This is a genomic window from Bradyrhizobium canariense (assembly GCF_019402665.1).
GTDB lineage: Bacteria > Pseudomonadota > Alphaproteobacteria > Rhizobiales > Xanthobacteraceae > Bradyrhizobium > Bradyrhizobium canariense.
Genome location: NZ_VSST01000037.1, coordinates 161,058 through 176,358, shown reverse-complemented (window position 1 = coordinate 176,358; position 15,301 = coordinate 161,058). Strand labels below are relative to the sequence as shown.

The 15,301-nt window shown below is 63.0% G+C and carries 17 protein-coding genes; 9 read left to right on the top strand and 8 right to left on the bottom strand.

Annotation, left to right across the window (positions count from 1 at the left end; translation table 11 throughout):
* Positions 1-17: 17 nt before the first annotated feature.
* The 5 genes from FXB41_RS19885 to FXB41_RS19865 form a co-directional block, all read right to left on the bottom strand.
* Positions 18-1,493, bottom strand: coding sequence for a type II and III secretion system protein family protein (locus tag FXB41_RS19885; protein ID WP_007599778.1), 1,476 nt, complete (start codon positions 1,491-1,493; stop codon positions 18-20).
* Between the two features lie 11 nt (positions 1,494-1,504).
* A complete protein-coding gene (gene cpaB, locus FXB41_RS19880) occupies positions 1,505-2,302 on the bottom strand; it encodes a Flp pilus assembly protein CpaB (RefSeq protein ID WP_219682905.1) in 798 nt (265 codons plus the stop codon).
* 127 nt (positions 2,303-2,429) lie between these two features.
* A complete protein-coding gene (locus FXB41_RS19875) occupies positions 2,430-2,954 on the bottom strand; it encodes an A24 family peptidase (protein WP_219682904.1) in 525 nt (174 codons plus the stop codon).
* A 122-nt stretch (positions 2,955-3,076) separates the two neighbouring features.
* Entirely contained in the window at positions 3,077-3,217 is a 141-nt protein-coding gene (locus tag FXB41_RS19870) for a hypothetical protein (RefSeq protein WP_198288341.1), read from the bottom strand.
* Positions 3,218-3,290: 73 nt separating this feature from the next.
* On the bottom strand, positions 3,291-3,455 hold the full coding sequence (locus FXB41_RS19865; protein ID WP_007599783.1) for a Flp family type IVb pilin: 165 nt from the start codon (positions 3,453-3,455) through the stop codon (positions 3,291-3,293).
* 261 nt (positions 3,456-3,716) lie between these two features.
* Between FXB41_RS19865 and FXB41_RS19860 the strand changes: the two genes are divergently transcribed.
* The 4 genes from FXB41_RS19860 (at position 3,717) to FXB41_RS19845 (ending at position 6,720) form a co-directional block, all read left to right on the top strand.
* Positions 3,717-4,544: a sterol desaturase family protein gene (locus tag FXB41_RS19860; RefSeq protein ID WP_219682903.1), complete on the top strand. Its 828-nt coding sequence runs from the start codon at positions 3,717-3,719 to the stop codon at positions 4,542-4,544.
* A 153-nt stretch (positions 4,545-4,697) separates the two neighbouring features.
* Positions 4,698-5,195, top strand: coding sequence for a pilus assembly protein N-terminal domain-containing protein (locus FXB41_RS19855; protein ID WP_007599785.1), 498 nt, complete (start codon positions 4,698-4,700; stop codon positions 5,193-5,195).
* Positions 5,196-5,494: 299 nt separating this feature from the next.
* Positions 5,495-6,067 (top strand): TadE/TadG family type IV pilus assembly protein, encoded by a 573-nt coding sequence (locus FXB41_RS19850; RefSeq protein WP_007599786.1) that lies wholly within the window; start codon positions 5,495-5,497, stop codon positions 6,065-6,067.
* Positions 6,068-6,090: 23 nt separating this feature from the next.
* Positions 6,091-6,720, top strand: coding sequence for a TadE/TadG family type IV pilus assembly protein (locus FXB41_RS19845; RefSeq protein WP_007599787.1), 630 nt, complete (start codon positions 6,091-6,093; stop codon positions 6,718-6,720).
* Between the two features lie 77 nt (positions 6,721-6,797).
* On the opposite strand, the gene FXB41_RS19840 is transcribed toward FXB41_RS19845, so the two are convergent.
* The 3 genes from FXB41_RS19840 to FXB41_RS19830 form a co-directional block, all read right to left on the bottom strand.
* Entirely contained in the window at positions 6,798-7,010 is a 213-nt protein-coding gene (locus FXB41_RS19840; RefSeq protein WP_007599788.1) for a cold-shock protein, read from the bottom strand.
* A gap of 266 nt (positions 7,011-7,276) precedes the next feature.
* On the bottom strand, positions 7,277-7,564 hold the full coding sequence (infA, locus tag FXB41_RS19835) for a translation initiation factor IF-1 (RefSeq protein WP_007599789.1): 288 nt from the start codon (positions 7,562-7,564) through the stop codon (positions 7,277-7,279).
* A 23-nt stretch (positions 7,565-7,587) separates the two neighbouring features.
* Entirely contained in the window at positions 7,588-9,168 is a 1,581-nt protein-coding gene (locus FXB41_RS19830; protein ID WP_051058446.1) for a DEAD/DEAH box helicase, read from the bottom strand.
* A 479-nt stretch (positions 9,169-9,647) separates the two neighbouring features.
* On the opposite strand from FXB41_RS19830, the gene urtA reads away from it, so the two are divergent.
* The 5 genes from urtA to urtE all read left to right on the top strand — a co-directional run bounded on the left by urtA (position 9,648) and on the right by urtE (position 15,294).
* Entirely contained in the window at positions 9,648-10,970 is a 1,323-nt protein-coding gene (urtA, locus tag FXB41_RS19825; protein ID WP_007599797.1) for an urea ABC transporter substrate-binding protein, read from the top strand.
* An 84-nt stretch (positions 10,971-11,054) separates the two neighbouring features.
* Positions 11,055-12,662 carry an urea ABC transporter permease subunit UrtB gene (urtB, locus tag FXB41_RS19820; RefSeq protein WP_007599798.1) on the top strand — a complete coding sequence of 536 codons (1,608 nt, stop codon included), beginning with the start codon at positions 11,055-11,057 and terminating at the stop codon, positions 12,660-12,662.
* A complete protein-coding gene (gene urtC, locus FXB41_RS19815) occupies positions 12,659-13,837 on the top strand; it encodes an urea ABC transporter permease subunit UrtC (RefSeq protein WP_007599799.1) in 1,179 nt (392 codons plus the stop codon). The genes urtB and urtC overlap by 4 nt, the downstream gene beginning before the upstream one ends.
* Positions 13,834-14,595 carry an urea ABC transporter ATP-binding protein UrtD gene (gene urtD, locus FXB41_RS19810; RefSeq protein WP_007599801.1) on the top strand — a complete coding sequence of 254 codons (762 nt, stop codon included), beginning with the start codon at positions 13,834-13,836 and terminating at the stop codon, positions 14,593-14,595. Before urtC ends, urtD begins: the two co-directional genes overlap by 4 nt.
* A gap of 3 nt (positions 14,596-14,598) precedes the next feature.
* Complete coding sequence (gene urtE, locus FXB41_RS19805) at positions 14,599-15,294, top strand: urea ABC transporter ATP-binding subunit UrtE (RefSeq protein ID WP_007599806.1); 696 nt, start codon at positions 14,599-14,601, stop codon at positions 15,292-15,294.
* Positions 15,295-15,301 lie beyond the last annotated feature (7 nt).

The following is a 15,301-nucleotide window of genomic DNA, read 5'->3' as shown; positions in this document are numbered from 1 at the left end:
GAAGTCCCCGTTCCGCCTCAGTCGGTGATGAAGCCGTAGGTGCCACGGTAGTTCTTGGCCGGTTCGCTCCGGCCGGGCACGCCGTAGATGCGGTTGATGTTGCCGAGCAGTTCGGCCTGCGGATCCGCAGGCGCGGAGAAGCCATCATCCGGCCGCGACAGATCCTTTTGCGCAACTGCGCGAACGATATAGGGCGTCACGATCACGACCAGCTCGGTCGCGTTGTTGACGAAGTCGCGGCTGCGGAACAGCGTGCCGAGGACCGGGAGCTGCATCAGACCCGGCAGTCCGCTGACCGCCTGCTTGGTCTGCTGCTGGATCAGGCCGGCCATCGCCATCGCGCCGCCGGAGGGAATTTCCAGCGACGTTTCTGCGCGGCGGGTCTTGATCGAGGGCACCGTGAGCGAGTTGACCGAGGTCGAGGTCACGGCTTGGGACAGCGTGATCGCGTTTTCGTTCGAGAGCTCAGAGACCTCGGTCATCACCCGCAGGCTGATCTTGCCCTCGGTGAGAACGACGGGGGTGAAGTTGAGCGAGATGCCGAACTTCTTGAAGCTGATTTGGGTGGTACAAACGTGCGTGGTGGGGTCGCACGCGTAGCCGGCGGGCACCGGGAATTCACCGCCGGCGATGAATGTTGCCGATTCACCGGAGATCGCGGTCAGGTTCGGTTCGGCCAGCGTCCGGATCACGCCCGCGGTTTCCATCGCTCGCAGGGTGGCCTGCACCGACGGCGCCCCGCCGAATTTGGTGGTCAGGTTGTTACTGTCGACGAGGTTATGGCCGAGAGCCGTGAACGGATTGGAGTTGCTGAAGGTGACGACCGAGGTGCCGTAGCTGAGGTTGGCGGTGAGGTCGATTCCGAGCTGCTTGATGATGCTGCGCTGCACTTCGGCGACGGTCACCTTGAGCATGACCTGGTCGCGGCCGCGGACCACGATCGAGTTCACGACCTTCTCGGGACCGCCGGCGAGGCGCGCAGCGAGGTCGTTGGCCTGCTGGGCTTCGGCTGGATTCGCGGCCGAACCGGTCAGGATGATGCCGTCGCCTAGGCCGTCGATCTGGATGTCTGAATTCGGCAGGACCTGTTTCAGCGCGGCCCGCACGCCGTTGAGGTCGCGCTTGACCGCGATGTCATAGGCCGCAATCTGCTGGCCGGCTGAATCGAAGAACACGATATTGGTCTGGCCGATCGAGGCGCCGATGATGTAGGCGCGCTGCGCCGAGCGGACGACCGCATTGGCGATCTTGGGATCGGCGACGAGCACGTCCTTGATGTCACGCGGAAGGTCGATCACGATCGACTTGCCGATGCCGAGCGAGAGGAATCGCGCGTTCATCTGACCGTCGGCCGCAGCCTGCGCCACAGGGCGATAGTCGGCGGCGACCACAGGGGTCAGCACTGGGTTGAGCGCGAGCGCGACGGCGGCCGAAAACGACAGGGCGCGGACCACAGAGGTTCGCATCGTCGCCAAATTCGCCCTGCATTTCATGTCGACAGTCCTCATCGTGCCTTCGCCGTCGAGCTTGGGATACCGTACCGAATGATCGAGACGCCATCGCGCTTCTGCGCGGAATCATCGAGCGTGATCTCGCTCAGCTTGACGTCGACGATGCTGCGCAACGCCAGCGACAGCGTGCCGCTCTGGCGTGCCGAGGAGAGCGTCGCAGTCTGCGCAGGATTGAGCTCGAGGGTGACGGTCTTGCCGACCACCGCGTTCTGCCCGTCCTTCTCCTTCGGCGCCTGGTCGATGGCCAGGACGCGGATATTGGCCAGGATGATCTCGGACGTGACCACATCGGGAGCGCCGCTGCTCTGGTCCGGGTTCTTGAGACGGCGCGTCAGAAGCACGTCGACGCGGTCGTTGGGGAGGATGAACCCGCCTGCGCCGGTTTCCGGCGAGATCTCGGTCGAGATCGCCCGCATGCCGGTGGGCAGGATTGCTGCCATGAAGCCGGAGCCTTCCGCCTTGACCAGCTTCTGGTCGCGGATCGGCTCACCCTGGATGAAGGGGGATCGTGCGATCGAGCCGGTGACCTGGGTTACGCCCTCGGGGCGCTCGTTGCGGCGAATGAAGGTGGCGCTGGCGGTCGCGGACGGCCAGGTCTGCCATTGCACGTCTTCCGGCTTGACGGTCTGGCCGAGGCCGATGTCGTTCTTGGCGACCAGGACGTCGACGGTGGGAAGCTGCGCGACCGGAGCCGGAGGCGGCGCAGAATTGTCCGAGCCGCTCGCCAGATACGCGGCGACACCGCCGGCGCAGATGGCGACCGTCAGGACGACAATGCGTGCCCTATTCATACGCTTCACTTTCCACCAAACGCCGCGACGCTGACGCCGCCGTAATCGGCAGTTGACCAGCTATTCGTCAAAGCATGGTTAATGAGGCGTATCTAAATCGCCTTAACGCCGGGTTTACCCGATGCGTTCAGCGCAATGCGAGGTGAGCGAGATCGATCGCCTTCACCCATTCGGTCTCCGGGTAGACCATCAGCGCGCTCAGTGCGAGCGCGATGCCATAGGGAATGCCGCTCTCCTTGGCGTGCAGCCGCGCGAGCCAGGCTTGGCCGGCGAGCCCGTAAGGCAGCGGCCACTGCCGGAACTGGAGCAGGAGCAGCGTCAGCGCCCCGCCGAACAGCGAGGCGTAGAGCAGGAAGTTCATCAGCTGTGCGAAACCGAACCAAAGTGCGACGGAGGCCGCGATCTTGGCATCGCCGCCGCCGACCCAACCCATCGCAAAACAGGTGAAGGCCACGACCAGGACAAGCGTGCCTGAGCCGACATGGCTCAGCATCTCGTAAGGTGCCATGCCACCGGCGAGAGCGAGCGCGAAAAAGCCGGCGACCAGCGCCAGCGATACGCGGTTGGAGATCGTCATCGTGAAGAGGTCGCTTGCGGCGGCAAACGCCATCAGGGCCGGGAAGAGCAGAAGGCGCGCAAGGTCGAGGATCATGGGCTGCGTCTTGAGGCCTGGGTTTGCCGCGGAGCTGGCGTCGCCGGATTCTAGCCGGCAGTGCTAAACAAACCGAAAACGGCGGCAGCGGTCTCAAGGGGTGGAACCAGCCGAAGGCGTGCTCACCAGAGGGAGGCGATGCGTGCGGCGAGCGCGACGGTCGCAAGCAGCAGGGCAAGGCAGACCCAGTAGACCGGCGAGCCGGTCTGCGTGGCCTCCGCCGCATTTGCCGCGACCGCGGCATCGGTTCTGTACTTGCTCAACGCCACTGGAACTCGCCGTCTGAAACACAAAGGCCCCGGAGGCCCGGGGCTTTTGCCGTCGTTCGTCGATCGCTTACTTCAGCGAGCTGCTGATCGAGGTGAACTTGGCGTTCAGCGTGGTGCCGAGATTGTTGACGACGGTGATGATGGCCAGCGCGATGCCGGCGGCGATCAGACCGTATTCGATGGCGGTGGCGCCGGATTCATCTTTCGCGAAACGCGCAATGAGGTTCTTCATGAACAAAACTCCATCTGGGGTGGGATCGCCTCGTTCGGCGTTGTGCTTGACGCAATGACCATGAGATCCGAGCTCTTTCGGGAGAGTTAATTAGGTCGGGCAAACGCGCTTGCCGCTGGCCAGAGTGAATTTCGCCTTAAGGCCGCAATCTGCAATTCGTTCCGGTTCCGGATGCGCAGCAAGCGCGGCACCGGCTTCACCGTCCCTTAAATTTAGGGGAGTACGCGTAGGGAGGACCAGCAATTCGCAAGAGAGGCGACGATGTCGAGCCTGCCCATGGAAATCGCCCTGATGCTCGGCGAGACCATCGCGAAGGTGATCCCCACGACCTTCGCGCTCGCGGTGGTCTTCACCGTGCTCGAGCATGTCTGGGCCTGCAATCCCGGCGCACCCTGGTGGCGCAAGCGGGAGATCGTCACGGACATCTGCTACTGGTTTGTCGTTCCGGTGTTCGCACGCGTCATGCGGATCGGCCTTCTGATCGTCGGTGCGAGCTTCGTCTTCAACATCCATGATGCCGACGAGCTCATCGCCTTCTACGACAATGGCCACGGCCCGCTGGCGCTATTGCCGCTCTGGGTCCAGGCCATGCTGTTCCTGGTGCTGTCCGATTTCATGCTGTACTGGCTGCACCGGCTGTTCCACGGCGGGGGGTTCTGGAAGTACCACGCGATCCATCACTCTTCGGAGGAGATCAGCTGGATTTCTGCGGCCCGCTTCCATCCAGTCAATCTCGTGCTTGGTACGATCGCGGTCGACGTCGTACTGCTGATGGCCGGCATTTCGCCGAACGCCATGGTCTGGCTCGCCCCGTTCACGACCTTCCATTCGGCCTTCGTGCACGCCAACCTGAACTGGACCTTCGGGCCGTTCAAATATGTGCTGGCGACGCCGGTGTTCCACCGCTGGCACCACACCTCGCTAGCAGAGGGCGGCGACACCAATTTTGCCGGCACGTTCCCGATCTGGGATGTGCTGTTCGGCACTTTCCGCATGCCCGAGGGGCAACTGCCGCAGGATTACGGCAAGGATGAAGCCACCATGCCGAAGGAAATCGGAGGGCAGCTTGCCTATCCGTTCCGCCGCTAGGTTCTCGAGGGCCGCGAAACGCCAGTCCGTTCAAACAATAGTCGGCGAATTTGCGGAACGTTCACGAATTGAGGGCAGGTTAGCCGGGTCGGGCACCGGCTCGGCTGTTATGTGATTGCTTCTGCCGGTTTGTGACGTCCCGGGGGTAAGAGTATGCGTAAACAATTGCTGCGCCGTCGTGCGCGCGTCTGTCTTCTGGTTGCGGCCGCGGTGCTGGCATCGCCGGCTGTCGTCATTGCCGAGCCGACCGCAGATGCCATTGCCGTGAATGTCGACCAGGCCAAGCTGGTGCGGTTGCCCGGCAAGGTGGCGACCATCGTGGTCGGCAATCCCATGATCGCCGACGTCACGCTCCAGCCCGGTGGCATGATCGTCGTGACCGGAAAGGGCTATGGCGCCACCAATTTCATCGCGCTCGATCGGGGCGGCGAGATCCTGGTCGATCGCCAGATCCAGGTCGAAGGTCCGAGCGATCGGCTCGTCACCGTCTATCGCGGGATCGACCGCGAGTCCTACAGCTGCATGCCGATTTGCCAGCGTCGCGTGACGCTCGGCGACAGCGACACCTACTTCAACAACACGATGAGTCAGGCCGGTTCGTTGAGCAGCACGGCCAGCGGCAATGCCGGTGCGGGCGCCAAGACGAACTGACCAAGACGAACTGACCAAGACGAACTGAGCAAGACTAACCAAGTAAGACCAACCAGCGAGTTTGATGGCAGGTTTGCCGGGGCAAGGATCGTCCTCGCCCGACGCACGCGCGCGAGTTTCTCTCTCCGCGTCCTCGTCTCCATGCCCCGCCCCATGCCCTCGTCTCCGTGCCCTGGGTCGTTTGCGGTTAACCCGCCGTTAACGGCCCGGGCCGCCGGGTGCGGATCGCCTGAACACTTAAACAATCAGTTTCCGCTATTGAACATGGCAGATGATTGCTGCTGCTGCTGGGGAATTTGATGCCTTCGCCTGCACCTACGAGATTCACGCTCCTCGCCACGTTGCGCCGGTTTCGCGGCAGCCGCCGCGGCTCCGCAGCCGTCGAGTTCGCGCTCGTCGCGCCGATGTTTTTCGCATTGCTGTTCGCCATCATCGAGTCGGCGCTGATGTTCTTGGCGAGCCAGGTGCTCGAGAGTGCCGCGCAGAATTCTGCACGCGTGTTGCTGACCGGGCAGGCGCAAACCGGCACGCTAACAGCCTGCGCGGTGTCCGGCGTGAGCACACCCTGCTCGCAAACGACGTTCAAGGCTTACGTCTGCAATCAGATCCCGGCGCTGTTTGATTGCACCAAGCTCTACGTCGACGTCGTGAGTACAAGCTCGTTCGGAGCGCTAAGCCTCACCAACTATGGCGATTCCTGCAGCTTCAATCCAACCGGCGTGCAGTACAGTGCCGGGGCCGCCAACCAGGTCGTCGTGGTGCGGCTGTTCTATCAGTGGCCGCTCTTCGTCACGGGCCTTGGCTTCAACATGGGCTGCAGCAACAAGCGGCTGCTGATTGCGACTGCGGCCTTCAAGAATGAACCCTTCTGAGACAGATGGATCCGAGCCCACCGATGCAGGCGATTGCAAATATCTGGAAAAATGCCAGTAGTTCCGTCCGCGACTTCGTCGCCGACAGGCGCGCGATCGCGGCGACCGAATTCGCGGTCATCGTGCCGCTGATGCTGGTGATGTTCTTCGGTACCGTCGAATTTTCATCGGCCGTGGCGATCGATCGCAAAGTTACGATGATTGCACGGACGCTGTCCGACTTGACGTCGCAGTCGATCGCGACCAACGGTCCGGCCATGCAGGACACGTTCACGGCAAGCATATCGATGATCATGCCGTATGACGCTACGCTCGTGAACGGTACGGTTGCCCAGATCTATATCGACTCAAGCAAAGTCGCCACGATTAAATGGAGCAAGTCCGCCACCATTGCGAACGGCGCGACGCAGGCCACGGTGACGGACGCGCCTCCGTCTCTGGCGCCTGATACCACGGTCACCTCGATGATTCCGCCGACGCTCTTGATCGCGAAGACCTACCTCATTTACAGTGAGGCGAGTTACCTCTACACGCCTTCCGTCAAATTCGTCCTGAAGTCGGGCATCACGCTGAGCGATGTCTCCTACACGCGGCCGCGCCAGGTCACCTGCGTTCCTTACGACGGTGTACCGTCGCCGTGCCCCCTAAACTAGAAAAAAGGCCGGGCATCGCGCCCGGCCTTTTCTTTTGATTTGTTCGCTCGAGCCGATCGGGGCCGTAAGCGGTAGGCTCAACCGGCGGAACGAAGGTTGTCCGCTGCCGACTTACCGGAACGGCGGTCGGCCACGATCTCGTAGGAGATCTTCTGACCTTCGCGCAGCGTGCCGAGGCCCGCACGTTCCACAGCGCTGATGTGGACGAACACGTCCTGGCCGCCATCGTCGGGCTGGATGAAGCCGAAGCCTTTGGTCGCGTTAAACCACTTCACGGTTCCCATGCTCATGGGGGTAGTCCCTTCTCAGATAACACAATGTCAGAGCCCGCTTGCGCGGACAGGTTAGATCGAATTTTTGGAAGGGTCGTCAGCGTGTCTGAACCGGCTGTACCGGTGGATGCTAATGTCGTCCGGCCGAAAATCGATTAGTTCATTTTATTGGAAACAGAGCTCCAAAACAATGCTGACGTGCACGATTTTTTGATCCGCCGTGATGGTCACGGCGGATCAGCATGCAGGTCGGAATCTTAGGTTCGCGCTCGCGCGCCGAGCCCCTAGCGGCGGCGGAACTGGCCGCCGCGCTGTCCGGGACGCGGAGGTCCGCCCATCCCGCTCGGACGTTCGTCCTTGTGGCGGAAAATCAGCCGGCCCTTTTCGAGGTCATAGGGCGACATCTCCACCGTCACGCGGTCGCCCGCCAGAGTCTTGATGCGGTTCTTCTTCATCTTGCCGGCGGTGTAGGCGACGATCTCGTGTCCGGCGTCGAGCTGCACGCGGTAGCGCGCGTCGGGGAGGATTTCGGTGACCAGTCCTTCGAACTGGATCAGCTCTTCCTTAGCCATGAATTTCTCCAGGTCGTGGACGGCTAGTGCGAATGGGGTTTGCGGTTCGGTTGGCCGTTCGGCCGACTCTCGCGGCGCAAAAAGGCAACGCCTTGTATCCCATCAGACGCCCCGGCGCTATGCGCGGAACGCTGTTCCGGACGGCCGTTTGGCGAAGAATGCGCCTTGCCTCCGGTGTGGTCGCGACGAGGAGTCTTCGAAGCCTTCGGGCCACTGCCGGGCCGTGCGTCAGCACGCCTGGCGTCGCCATGACGTCCCTCGCCGGGCCTTCCGTCGCCCTGCTTGGCGGCACTGTGGTGACGACCGTCAGCATGCCTTTCGTCGGCACGCCGCCCGTCGCCATGCCGTGCGCCGTGCGGACGCTGGCCTGGGCGGCTGGGCCGGCCCTGACGTTGCTGGGACGGGGGAGGACCCGCATCGCGGCGGCCCGCGTCGGTGCGGTGGTCTTCGCGCGGCAGCGTCACTTTGATCAACCGCTCGATGTCGCGGAGATAGGCAAGTTCCTCGCCGCCCGCGACCAGCGAGATCGCGGTGCCCTCGGCGCCGGCGCGCGCGGTGCGGCCGATGCGGTGCACGTAAGTCTCGGGCACGTTGGGGAGGTCGAAATTGATGACGTGGGTGATGCCGTCGACGTCGATGCCGCGAGCGGCGATATCGGTGGCGACTAGCGTGCGGATTTCACCGGTGCGGAACTGGGCTAGCGTCCGTTCGCGATGGTTCTGCGACTTGTTACCGTGGATGGCGCTGGCGGGGATTCCCGCCTTCTCGAGTGTCTTTACGACCTTGTCGGCGCCGTGCTTGGTGCGCGTGAAGACCAGGGCTCGGTTGACCGGCTCGTCCTTCAGCAGCTTGGCCAGTAAGGCCGGCTTCGCGGAGAAGTCGACCTGGATGATGCGCTGCTGGATGCGCTCCACGGTCGAGGAGACCGGGGTCACCGCGACGCGGGCGGGGTCGCGCAGCATGGCGTCGGCCAACTCGGCGATGTCCTTCGGCATGGTGGCCGAGAAGAACAGCGTCTGCCGCTTGATCGGCAGCTTGGCGACGATTTTGCGGATGTCGTTGATGAAGCCCATGTCAAGCATGCGGTCGGCCTCGTCGAGCACGAGGAATTCGACGCTTCCAAGCTTCAGTCCGTTGCTCTGCACGAGATCGAGCAAACGGCCGGGGGTGGCGACCAGCACCTCGACGCCCTGCATCAGCGAGCGGACCTGACGGCCCATCGGCACGCCGCCGATGGCGAGTGTCGAGGACAAACGGATGTGGCGGCCATAGGCGTTGAAGCTGTCAAGGATCTGGCCGGACAGCTCGCGCGTCGGCGACAGCACCAGGACGCGGGTCGTCTTCGGCTGCGGCTTGATGCGATTCTCGAGCAGGCGGTGCAGGATCGGCAGCGCGAAGGACGCGGTCTTGCCGGTTCCGGTCTGGGCGATGCCGACGACGTCGCGGCCGGTCAGCGCGGTCGGAATCGTCTGGGCCTGGATCGGGGTGGGGGTGACGTAGTTCTCTTCGGTGAGAGCACGAGCGATGGGTTCGGCGAGGCCGAAATCCTGAAACGAAGTCAAAAGATGGGTTCTTTCCATGTCAAAAGCGGGCGCCCGGCGCATTCGGCGCGGCGCGCGCAAAAGGGTGTCGAGAGGGACACCTGCGTGTTTGGGGTGTCGGATGGCTTGATGGGATGGGGCAAGCCAGACGCCCGTAAGGGCTTAAGAACACGCGGCTCGCAACGGTCTCTGATTCGCAAGAGACCTCGCCCTCCATATGGAACATTGAGGCGGCGCTTTCAAGGCAGGCTCACCCCAAATGGCGATCGCGGTGCAGAAATAGTTATGCCGGAAATTTAGCCAGAGTGGCAAATTTGCTCAAAAAATAGCCCGTCTGCCACATTCGCATACATTCGATTTGCTCAGTGTTTAGGCGGCGCGGTCATGGCGAGGCTTTGTTTTCCGTCCATTTTAGCAACAAAGCCAATGGCTTAGTTGGTGTCTAATCCATGGCACGGTTCTTGCGAATCCGTTAATCGCAGGCGGCCGTTGGGGCCGTTTCGCAGCGTTTTTCACGTCTGCGTCAGGGAGATGAGACACTCATGCATAGCAAATCCACTCACGATATAGCGGCGCCATTTAGCCGCCGTGGCGTTCTCGCCGCGACCGCCGGACTGATGCTTGGTCTGGCTTCCATTTCTGGTGCGAAAGCCGCGGACGACACCATCAAGGTCGGCGTGCTTCACTCCCTCTCCGGCACCATGGCCATCAGCGAAACCACGCTGAAGGACACCATCCTCTTCCTGATCGACGAGCAGAACAAGAAGGGCGGCGTCAACGGCAAGAAGCTCGAAGCCGTCGTCGTCGATCCCGCTTCGAACTGGCCGCTGTTCGCCGAGAAGGCGCGCGAGCTGATCACCAAGGACAAGGTCTCGGTGGTGTTCGGCTGCTGGACCTCCGTGTCGCGCAAGTCGGTGCTCCCGGTGTTCAAGGAGCTGAACAGCATCCTGTTCTACCCCGTGCAGTACGAGGGCGAGGAGAGCGAGCGCAACGTGTTCTACACCGGCGCCGCGCCGAACCAGCAGGCGATCCCCGCCGTCGACTATCTGATGAAGGACGAGAAGGTGAAGCGCTGGGTGCTCGCGGGCACCGACTACGTCTATCCCCGCACCACCAACAAGATCCTGGAAGCCTATCTGAAGTCCAAGGGTGTCGCCCAGGAAGACATCATGATCAACTACACGCCGTTCGGTCATTCCGACTGGCAGACGATCGTGGCCGACATCAAGAAGTTCGGCTCGGCCGGCAAGAAGACCGCGGTGGTCTCGACCATCAACGGCGACGCCAACGTTCCCTTCTACAAGGAGCTCGGCAACCAGGGCATCAAGGCGAAGGACATCCCGGTCGTCGCGTTCTCGGTGGGTGAGGAAGAACTCGCCGGCATCGACACCAAGCCGCTGCTCGGCCATCTCGCCGCCTGGAACTACTTCCAGTCGATCAAATCGCCGGAGAACGAGAAGTTCATCAAGGCGTGGCAGACCTACACCAAGAACCCGAAGCGCGTGACCAACGATCCGATGGAAGCGCACGTGATCGGCTTCGACATGTGGGTCAAGGCGGTCGAGAAGGTGAAGTCGACCGATCCGGACAAGGTGATCGATGCGCTCCCGGGCATCGAAGCCAAGAACCTGACCGGCGGCACCTCCAAGATGCTCCCGAACCATCACATCACCAAGCCGGTGTTCATTGGCGAAATCAAAGCCAACGGCCAGTTCGACGTGGTGTGGAAGACCCCGGGTCTTGTCGCAGGCGACGCCTGGTCGAAGGAGCTCGATGGCTCCAAGGACCTGGTCGGCGACTGGGTCGGCAAGAAGTGCGGCAACTTCAACACCAAGACCAACAAGTGCCTCGGTTCGGGCTCCTGATCCGGATCTGACGCTCCATTGCACGATCGGAGAAGGCGGCGATCCCGCCGCCTTCTCCACCCTTTTCTGCCGGGGTCTTTCACAGTGCCAGCCAATTTGTCCGCCCGCCTCTGTTCGCTCCTGCTCTCGTTGTTCCTGATCGCGTTCGCACTGCCGGCCTTGGCCGGCCCGTTCGAGGATGCGGTCGCCAAATTCGCCAACGACGATTATTCCGACACGGAAGAGGCGATCGGCGTGGTCGCGGGCAGCGGCAACAAGCTGGCTTTCCCCATCATCAGCGCGCTTCAGGACGGCCGACTCATGGCCGACCCGGATAGCAAGAAGGTTTACGTCACCGGCACCGACGGCAAGTCGATCGATGCCGCGACCGGCCTGGCTGTGGCGAGCGTGCCCGACAGTGCAAGCGCGGTCCGCCTCAACAACCGCTTGCGCCGCAGCGTCGATGCCGCGATCGGCAGCCTGACGCTGCAGTCACCGGACATCGGAGCGCGGCTGCAGGCCGCGCAATCCGTCTTCAAGTCGCATGAGGAGACGTCGCTCGAAGCCGTCGATGGCGCGCTCGCCAAGGAAACCAACCGATCCGTCAAAGCTGCGCTGGGCGACGCCCGCGCGGCGATCCTGTTGTTCAAGCCTGATGCCACCGAGGTCGAGAAGCTCGAAGCCGTTGCCACCATCAAGGCGCGCGGCGACCAGGAGGCGATGGCGCTGCTTACCGGCATGGGCGACCAGCCGGCCTCGGTGACCAAGGCTGCCGCGAGCGCAATCGGCTCGATCCAGAGTTCGCTCGCGGTCTGGTCGATGGTGCAGAATGCCTGGTACGGCCTCTCGCTGGGTTCGGTGCTGCTGCTTGCTGCAATCGGGCTTGCCATCACGTTCGGCGTGATGGGCGTCATCAACATGGCGCATGGCGAGATGGTGATGATCGGGGCCTACACCACCTTCGTGGTGCAGGAGGTGATCCGCACCCGCTATCCCGGCCTGTTCGACTATTCGCTGCTGATCGCGGTGCCGCTCGCCTTCCTGGTGGCGGGCGCGCTCGGCGTCGTGATCGAGCGCAGCATCATCCGCTTTCTCTATGGCCGTCCCCTGGAGACGCTGCTGGCGACGTGGGGCTTGTCGCTGGTGCTGCAGCAGGCGGTGCGCACCATGTTCGGCCCGACCAACCGCGAGGTCGGCAACCCCTCCTGGATGAGCGGCGCGTTCGAGCTCGGCCAGATCACGATTACCTATAACCGGCTCTGGATCCTTGTCTTCACGCTCGCGGTGTTCGTCATTCTGCTCGCGATGCTGCGCTACACGGCGCTAGGGCTCGAGATGCGCGCGGTGACGCAGAACCGCCGCATGGCGGCCTCGATGGGCATCGCGACCTCGCGGGTCGATGCGCTGACCTTCGGCCTCGGCTCGGGCATTGCCGGCATCGCCGGCGTGGCGCTGTCGCAGATCGACAATGTCAGCCCCAATCTCGGCCAGAGCTACATCATCGACAGCTTCATGGTCGTCGTGTTCGGAGGCGTCGGCAATCTCTGGGGCACGCTGGTCGGCGCCTTCACGCTCGGCATCGCCAACAAATTCCTGGAGCCGGTCGCCGGCGCCGTGCTCGGCAAGATCGCCATCCTCGTTCTCATCATCCTGTTCATTCAAAAGCGGCCGCGCGGCCTGTTCGCGCTCAAGGGCCGTGCGGTGGAAGCATGACCCCTCACATGCTGACGCGATCGCTGGACCGCGGCGCGACGATCTTCCTTGCGGTCGTCGTGGCCTGCGGCATCCTGATCCCGCTCTCCAACCTTCTGCTGCCCGCGGGCTCGTTCCTACAAGTGCCGACCTATCTGGTCGCGCTCTGGGGCAAATATGTCTGCTACGCCATCCTGGCGCTCTCGATCGACCTGATCTGGGGCTATTGCGGCATCCTCTCGCTCGGCCACGGTGCTTTCTTCGCGCTCGGTGGCTACGCGATGGGCATGTACCTGATGCGGCAGATCGGCAGCCGCGGCGTCTACGGCAACCCGATCCTGCCTGACTTCATGGTGTTCCTGAACTATTCGAAGCTGCCCTGGTACTGGTACGGCTTCGACATGTTCTGGTTTGCCGCGCTGATGGTGCTGATCGTGCCGGGCCTGCTCGCCTTCTGCTTCGGCTGGCTCGCCTTCCGCTCCCGCGTCACGGGCGTGTATCTGTCGATCATCACCCAGGCGATGACCTATGCGCTGCTGCTGGCCTTCTTCCGCAACGATTTCGGCTTCGGCGGCAACAACGGCATGACCGACTTCAAGGACATTTTGGGCTTCAACGTGCAGGCAGAAGGCACCCGTGCTGCGCTGTTCGCGCTGAGCTGCCTGGCGCTGATCGCCGGCTTCCTGATCTGCCGCGCCATCGTCTCGTCCAAGCTCGGCAAGGTGCTGATCGCGGTGCGCGATGCCGAATCGCGCACGCGCTTCCTCGGCTACCGCGTCGAATCCTACAAGCTGTTCGTGTTCACGGTGTCGGCCTGCATGGCAGGCGTCGCCGGCGCGCTCTATGTGCCGCAGGTCGGCATCATCAACCCGAGCGAATTCGCGCCCGGCAATTCGATCGAGGCGGTGATCTGGGTTGCGGTCGGCGGCCGCGGTACGCTGGTCGGCGCTGCGCTCGGTGCCGTCGTCGTCAATTACGCAAAGACGTTCTTCACCTCCGGCATGCTCGCGCCGTACTGGCTGTTCATGCTGGGTGCGATGTTCATTCTGGTGACGCTGCTGCTGCCCAAGGGCATCGTCGGCACTTTCAACGCCTGGTGGGACTCGTCGAAGGAAAGGCGCGACGCCGCGACCATTGCGAGCGCCGCGGCCGAAGATGGCGTCGCCGAACCCAAAATGGCGGAGGAGGCGCAATGAACGTCATGGACACCCGCGCGACCTCCGCAATGCTGTATCTCGACGGCGTGCACGTCTCGTTCGACGGCTTCCACGCCATTAACAACCTCTCGCTGACGCTCGAGCCCGGCGAGATGCGCGCCATCATCGGCCCGAACGGCGCCGGTAAGACCACGATGATGGACATCATCACCGGCAAGACCAAGCCCGACGAAGGCACCGTGCTGTTCGACGGCGTCACGGACCTGACGCGGCTTGACGAGACCCGCATCGCCGAGCTCGGCATCGGCCGCAAATTCCAGAAGCCGACCGTGTTCGAGAGCCAGACCGTGCAGGACAATTTGCTGCTCGCGCTCAATGTCGACCACAGCGTCAAGGCTACGCTGTTCTGGCGCGGCAGCCGGGCGGAATCCGAGCAGATCGACAAGGTGCTGGAAACGATCCGCCTTACCGAGGCCCGCAACCGTCTCGCCGGCAGCCTCAGCCACGGCCAGAAGCAGTGGCTTGAGATCGGCATGCTGCTCGCCCAGGATCCAAAACTGCTTCTCGTCGACGAGCCCGTCGCCGGCATGACCGACGTCGAGACGCATCTCACCGCCGAGCTGCTCAAGGAAATCAACAAGACCCACACCGTGATGGTGGTCGAGCACGACATGACGTTCGTGCGCGAACTCGGCGTCAAGGTCACTTGCCTGCACGAGGGTACCGTGCTCGCCGAAGGCACCATCGACCAGGTCTCGTCCAACGAGCGGGTCATCGAAGTCTATCTGGGGCGGTGAGCGATGCTTGAGGTCAAGGACATCAACCTGTTCTACGGCGCGGCGCAGGCGCTGCGCGGCGTGTCGATCGCGGCCGAGCCCGGCAAGGTGACCTGCGTGCTCGGGCGCAACGGCGTCGGCAAGACCTCGCTCTTGCGCGCCATGGTCGGGCAATACCCGATCTCATCGGGCGCGATCGTGCTCGACGGCAACGATATTACGGGCCTGAAGCCCTATGAGCGCGCGCGCAAGGGCATCGGCTTCGTGCCGCAGGGGCGCGAGATATTCCCGCTTCTGACGGTCGAGGAGAATCTCAAGACCGGCTTCGGCCCGCTCAGGCGCGAGGACAAGCACATTCCGGACGACGTGTATTCGCTGTTCCCGGTGCTGCAATCCATGCTCGGCCGGCGCGGCGGCGATCTCTCCGGCGGCCAGCAACAACAGCTCGCGATCGGGCGTGCGCTGGTGATGCGGCCAAAGCTGCTGCTGCTCGACGAGCCGACGGAGGGCATCCAGCCCTCGATCATCAAGGATATCGGCCGCGCCATCTCGTACCTGCGCAATCTCGGCAACATCGCCATCGTGCTGGTCGAACAATATCTCGACTTTGCCTGCGAACTCGGCGACAGTTTTGCGGTGATGGATCGCGGCGCGGTGAAGTTCACCTGCGACCGCTCCAATCTCGACGCGAGCGAAATCAGCCGCCAGATGGCGCTGTAGGCCATTC

What these genes read in the sequence shown, in the direction of transcription:
- cpaB (WP_219682905.1), bottom strand. Translation starts at nt 2,302, where the DNA reads ATGAATAGGGCACGCATTGTCGTCCTGACGGTCGCCATCTGCGCCGGC.
- FXB41_RS19885 (WP_007599778.1), bottom strand. Translation starts at nt 1,493, where the DNA reads ATGAAATGCAGGGCGAATTTGGCGACGATGCGAACCTCTGTGGTCCGC.
- FXB41_RS19845 (WP_007599787.1), top strand. Translation starts at nt 6,091, where the DNA reads ATGCAGGCGATTGCAAATATCTGGAAAAATGCCAGTAGTTCCGTCCGC.
- urtA (WP_007599797.1), top strand. Translation starts at nt 9,648, where the DNA reads ATGCATAGCAAATCCACTCACGATATAGCGGCGCCATTTAGCCGCCGT.
- urtE (WP_007599806.1), top strand. Translation starts at nt 14,599, where the DNA reads ATGCTTGAGGTCAAGGACATCAACCTGTTCTACGGCGCGGCGCAGGCG.
- FXB41_RS19840 (WP_007599788.1), bottom strand. Translation starts at nt 7,010, where the DNA reads ATGAGCATGGGAACCGTGAAGTGGTTTAACGCGACCAAAGGCTTCGGC.
- FXB41_RS19850 (WP_007599786.1), top strand. Translation starts at nt 5,495, where the DNA reads ATGCCTTCGCCTGCACCTACGAGATTCACGCTCCTCGCCACGTTGCGC.
- FXB41_RS19855 (WP_007599785.1), top strand. Translation starts at nt 4,698, where the DNA reads ATGCGTAAACAATTGCTGCGCCGTCGTGCGCGCGTCTGTCTTCTGGTT.
- FXB41_RS19865 (WP_007599783.1), bottom strand. Translation starts at nt 3,455, where the DNA reads ATGAAGAACCTCATTGCGCGTTTCGCGAAAGATGAATCCGGCGCCACC.
- FXB41_RS19830 (WP_051058446.1), bottom strand. Translation starts at nt 9,168, where the DNA reads ATGCGCCGGGCGCCCGCTTTTGACATGGAAAGAACCCATCTTTTGACT.
- urtD (WP_007599801.1), top strand. Translation starts at nt 13,834, where the DNA reads ATGAACGTCATGGACACCCGCGCGACCTCCGCAATGCTGTATCTCGAC.
- FXB41_RS19875 (WP_219682904.1), bottom strand. Translation starts at nt 2,954, where the DNA reads ATGATCCTCGACCTTGCGCGCCTTCTGCTCTTCCCGGCCCTGATGGCG.
- infA (WP_007599789.1), bottom strand. Translation starts at nt 7,564, where the DNA reads ATGGCTAAGGAAGAGCTGATCCAGTTCGAAGGACTGGTCACCGAAATC.
- FXB41_RS19860 (WP_219682903.1), top strand. Translation starts at nt 3,717, where the DNA reads ATGTCGAGCCTGCCCATGGAAATCGCCCTGATGCTCGGCGAGACCATC.
- urtC (WP_007599799.1), top strand. Translation starts at nt 12,659, where the DNA reads ATGACCCCTCACATGCTGACGCGATCGCTGGACCGCGGCGCGACGATC.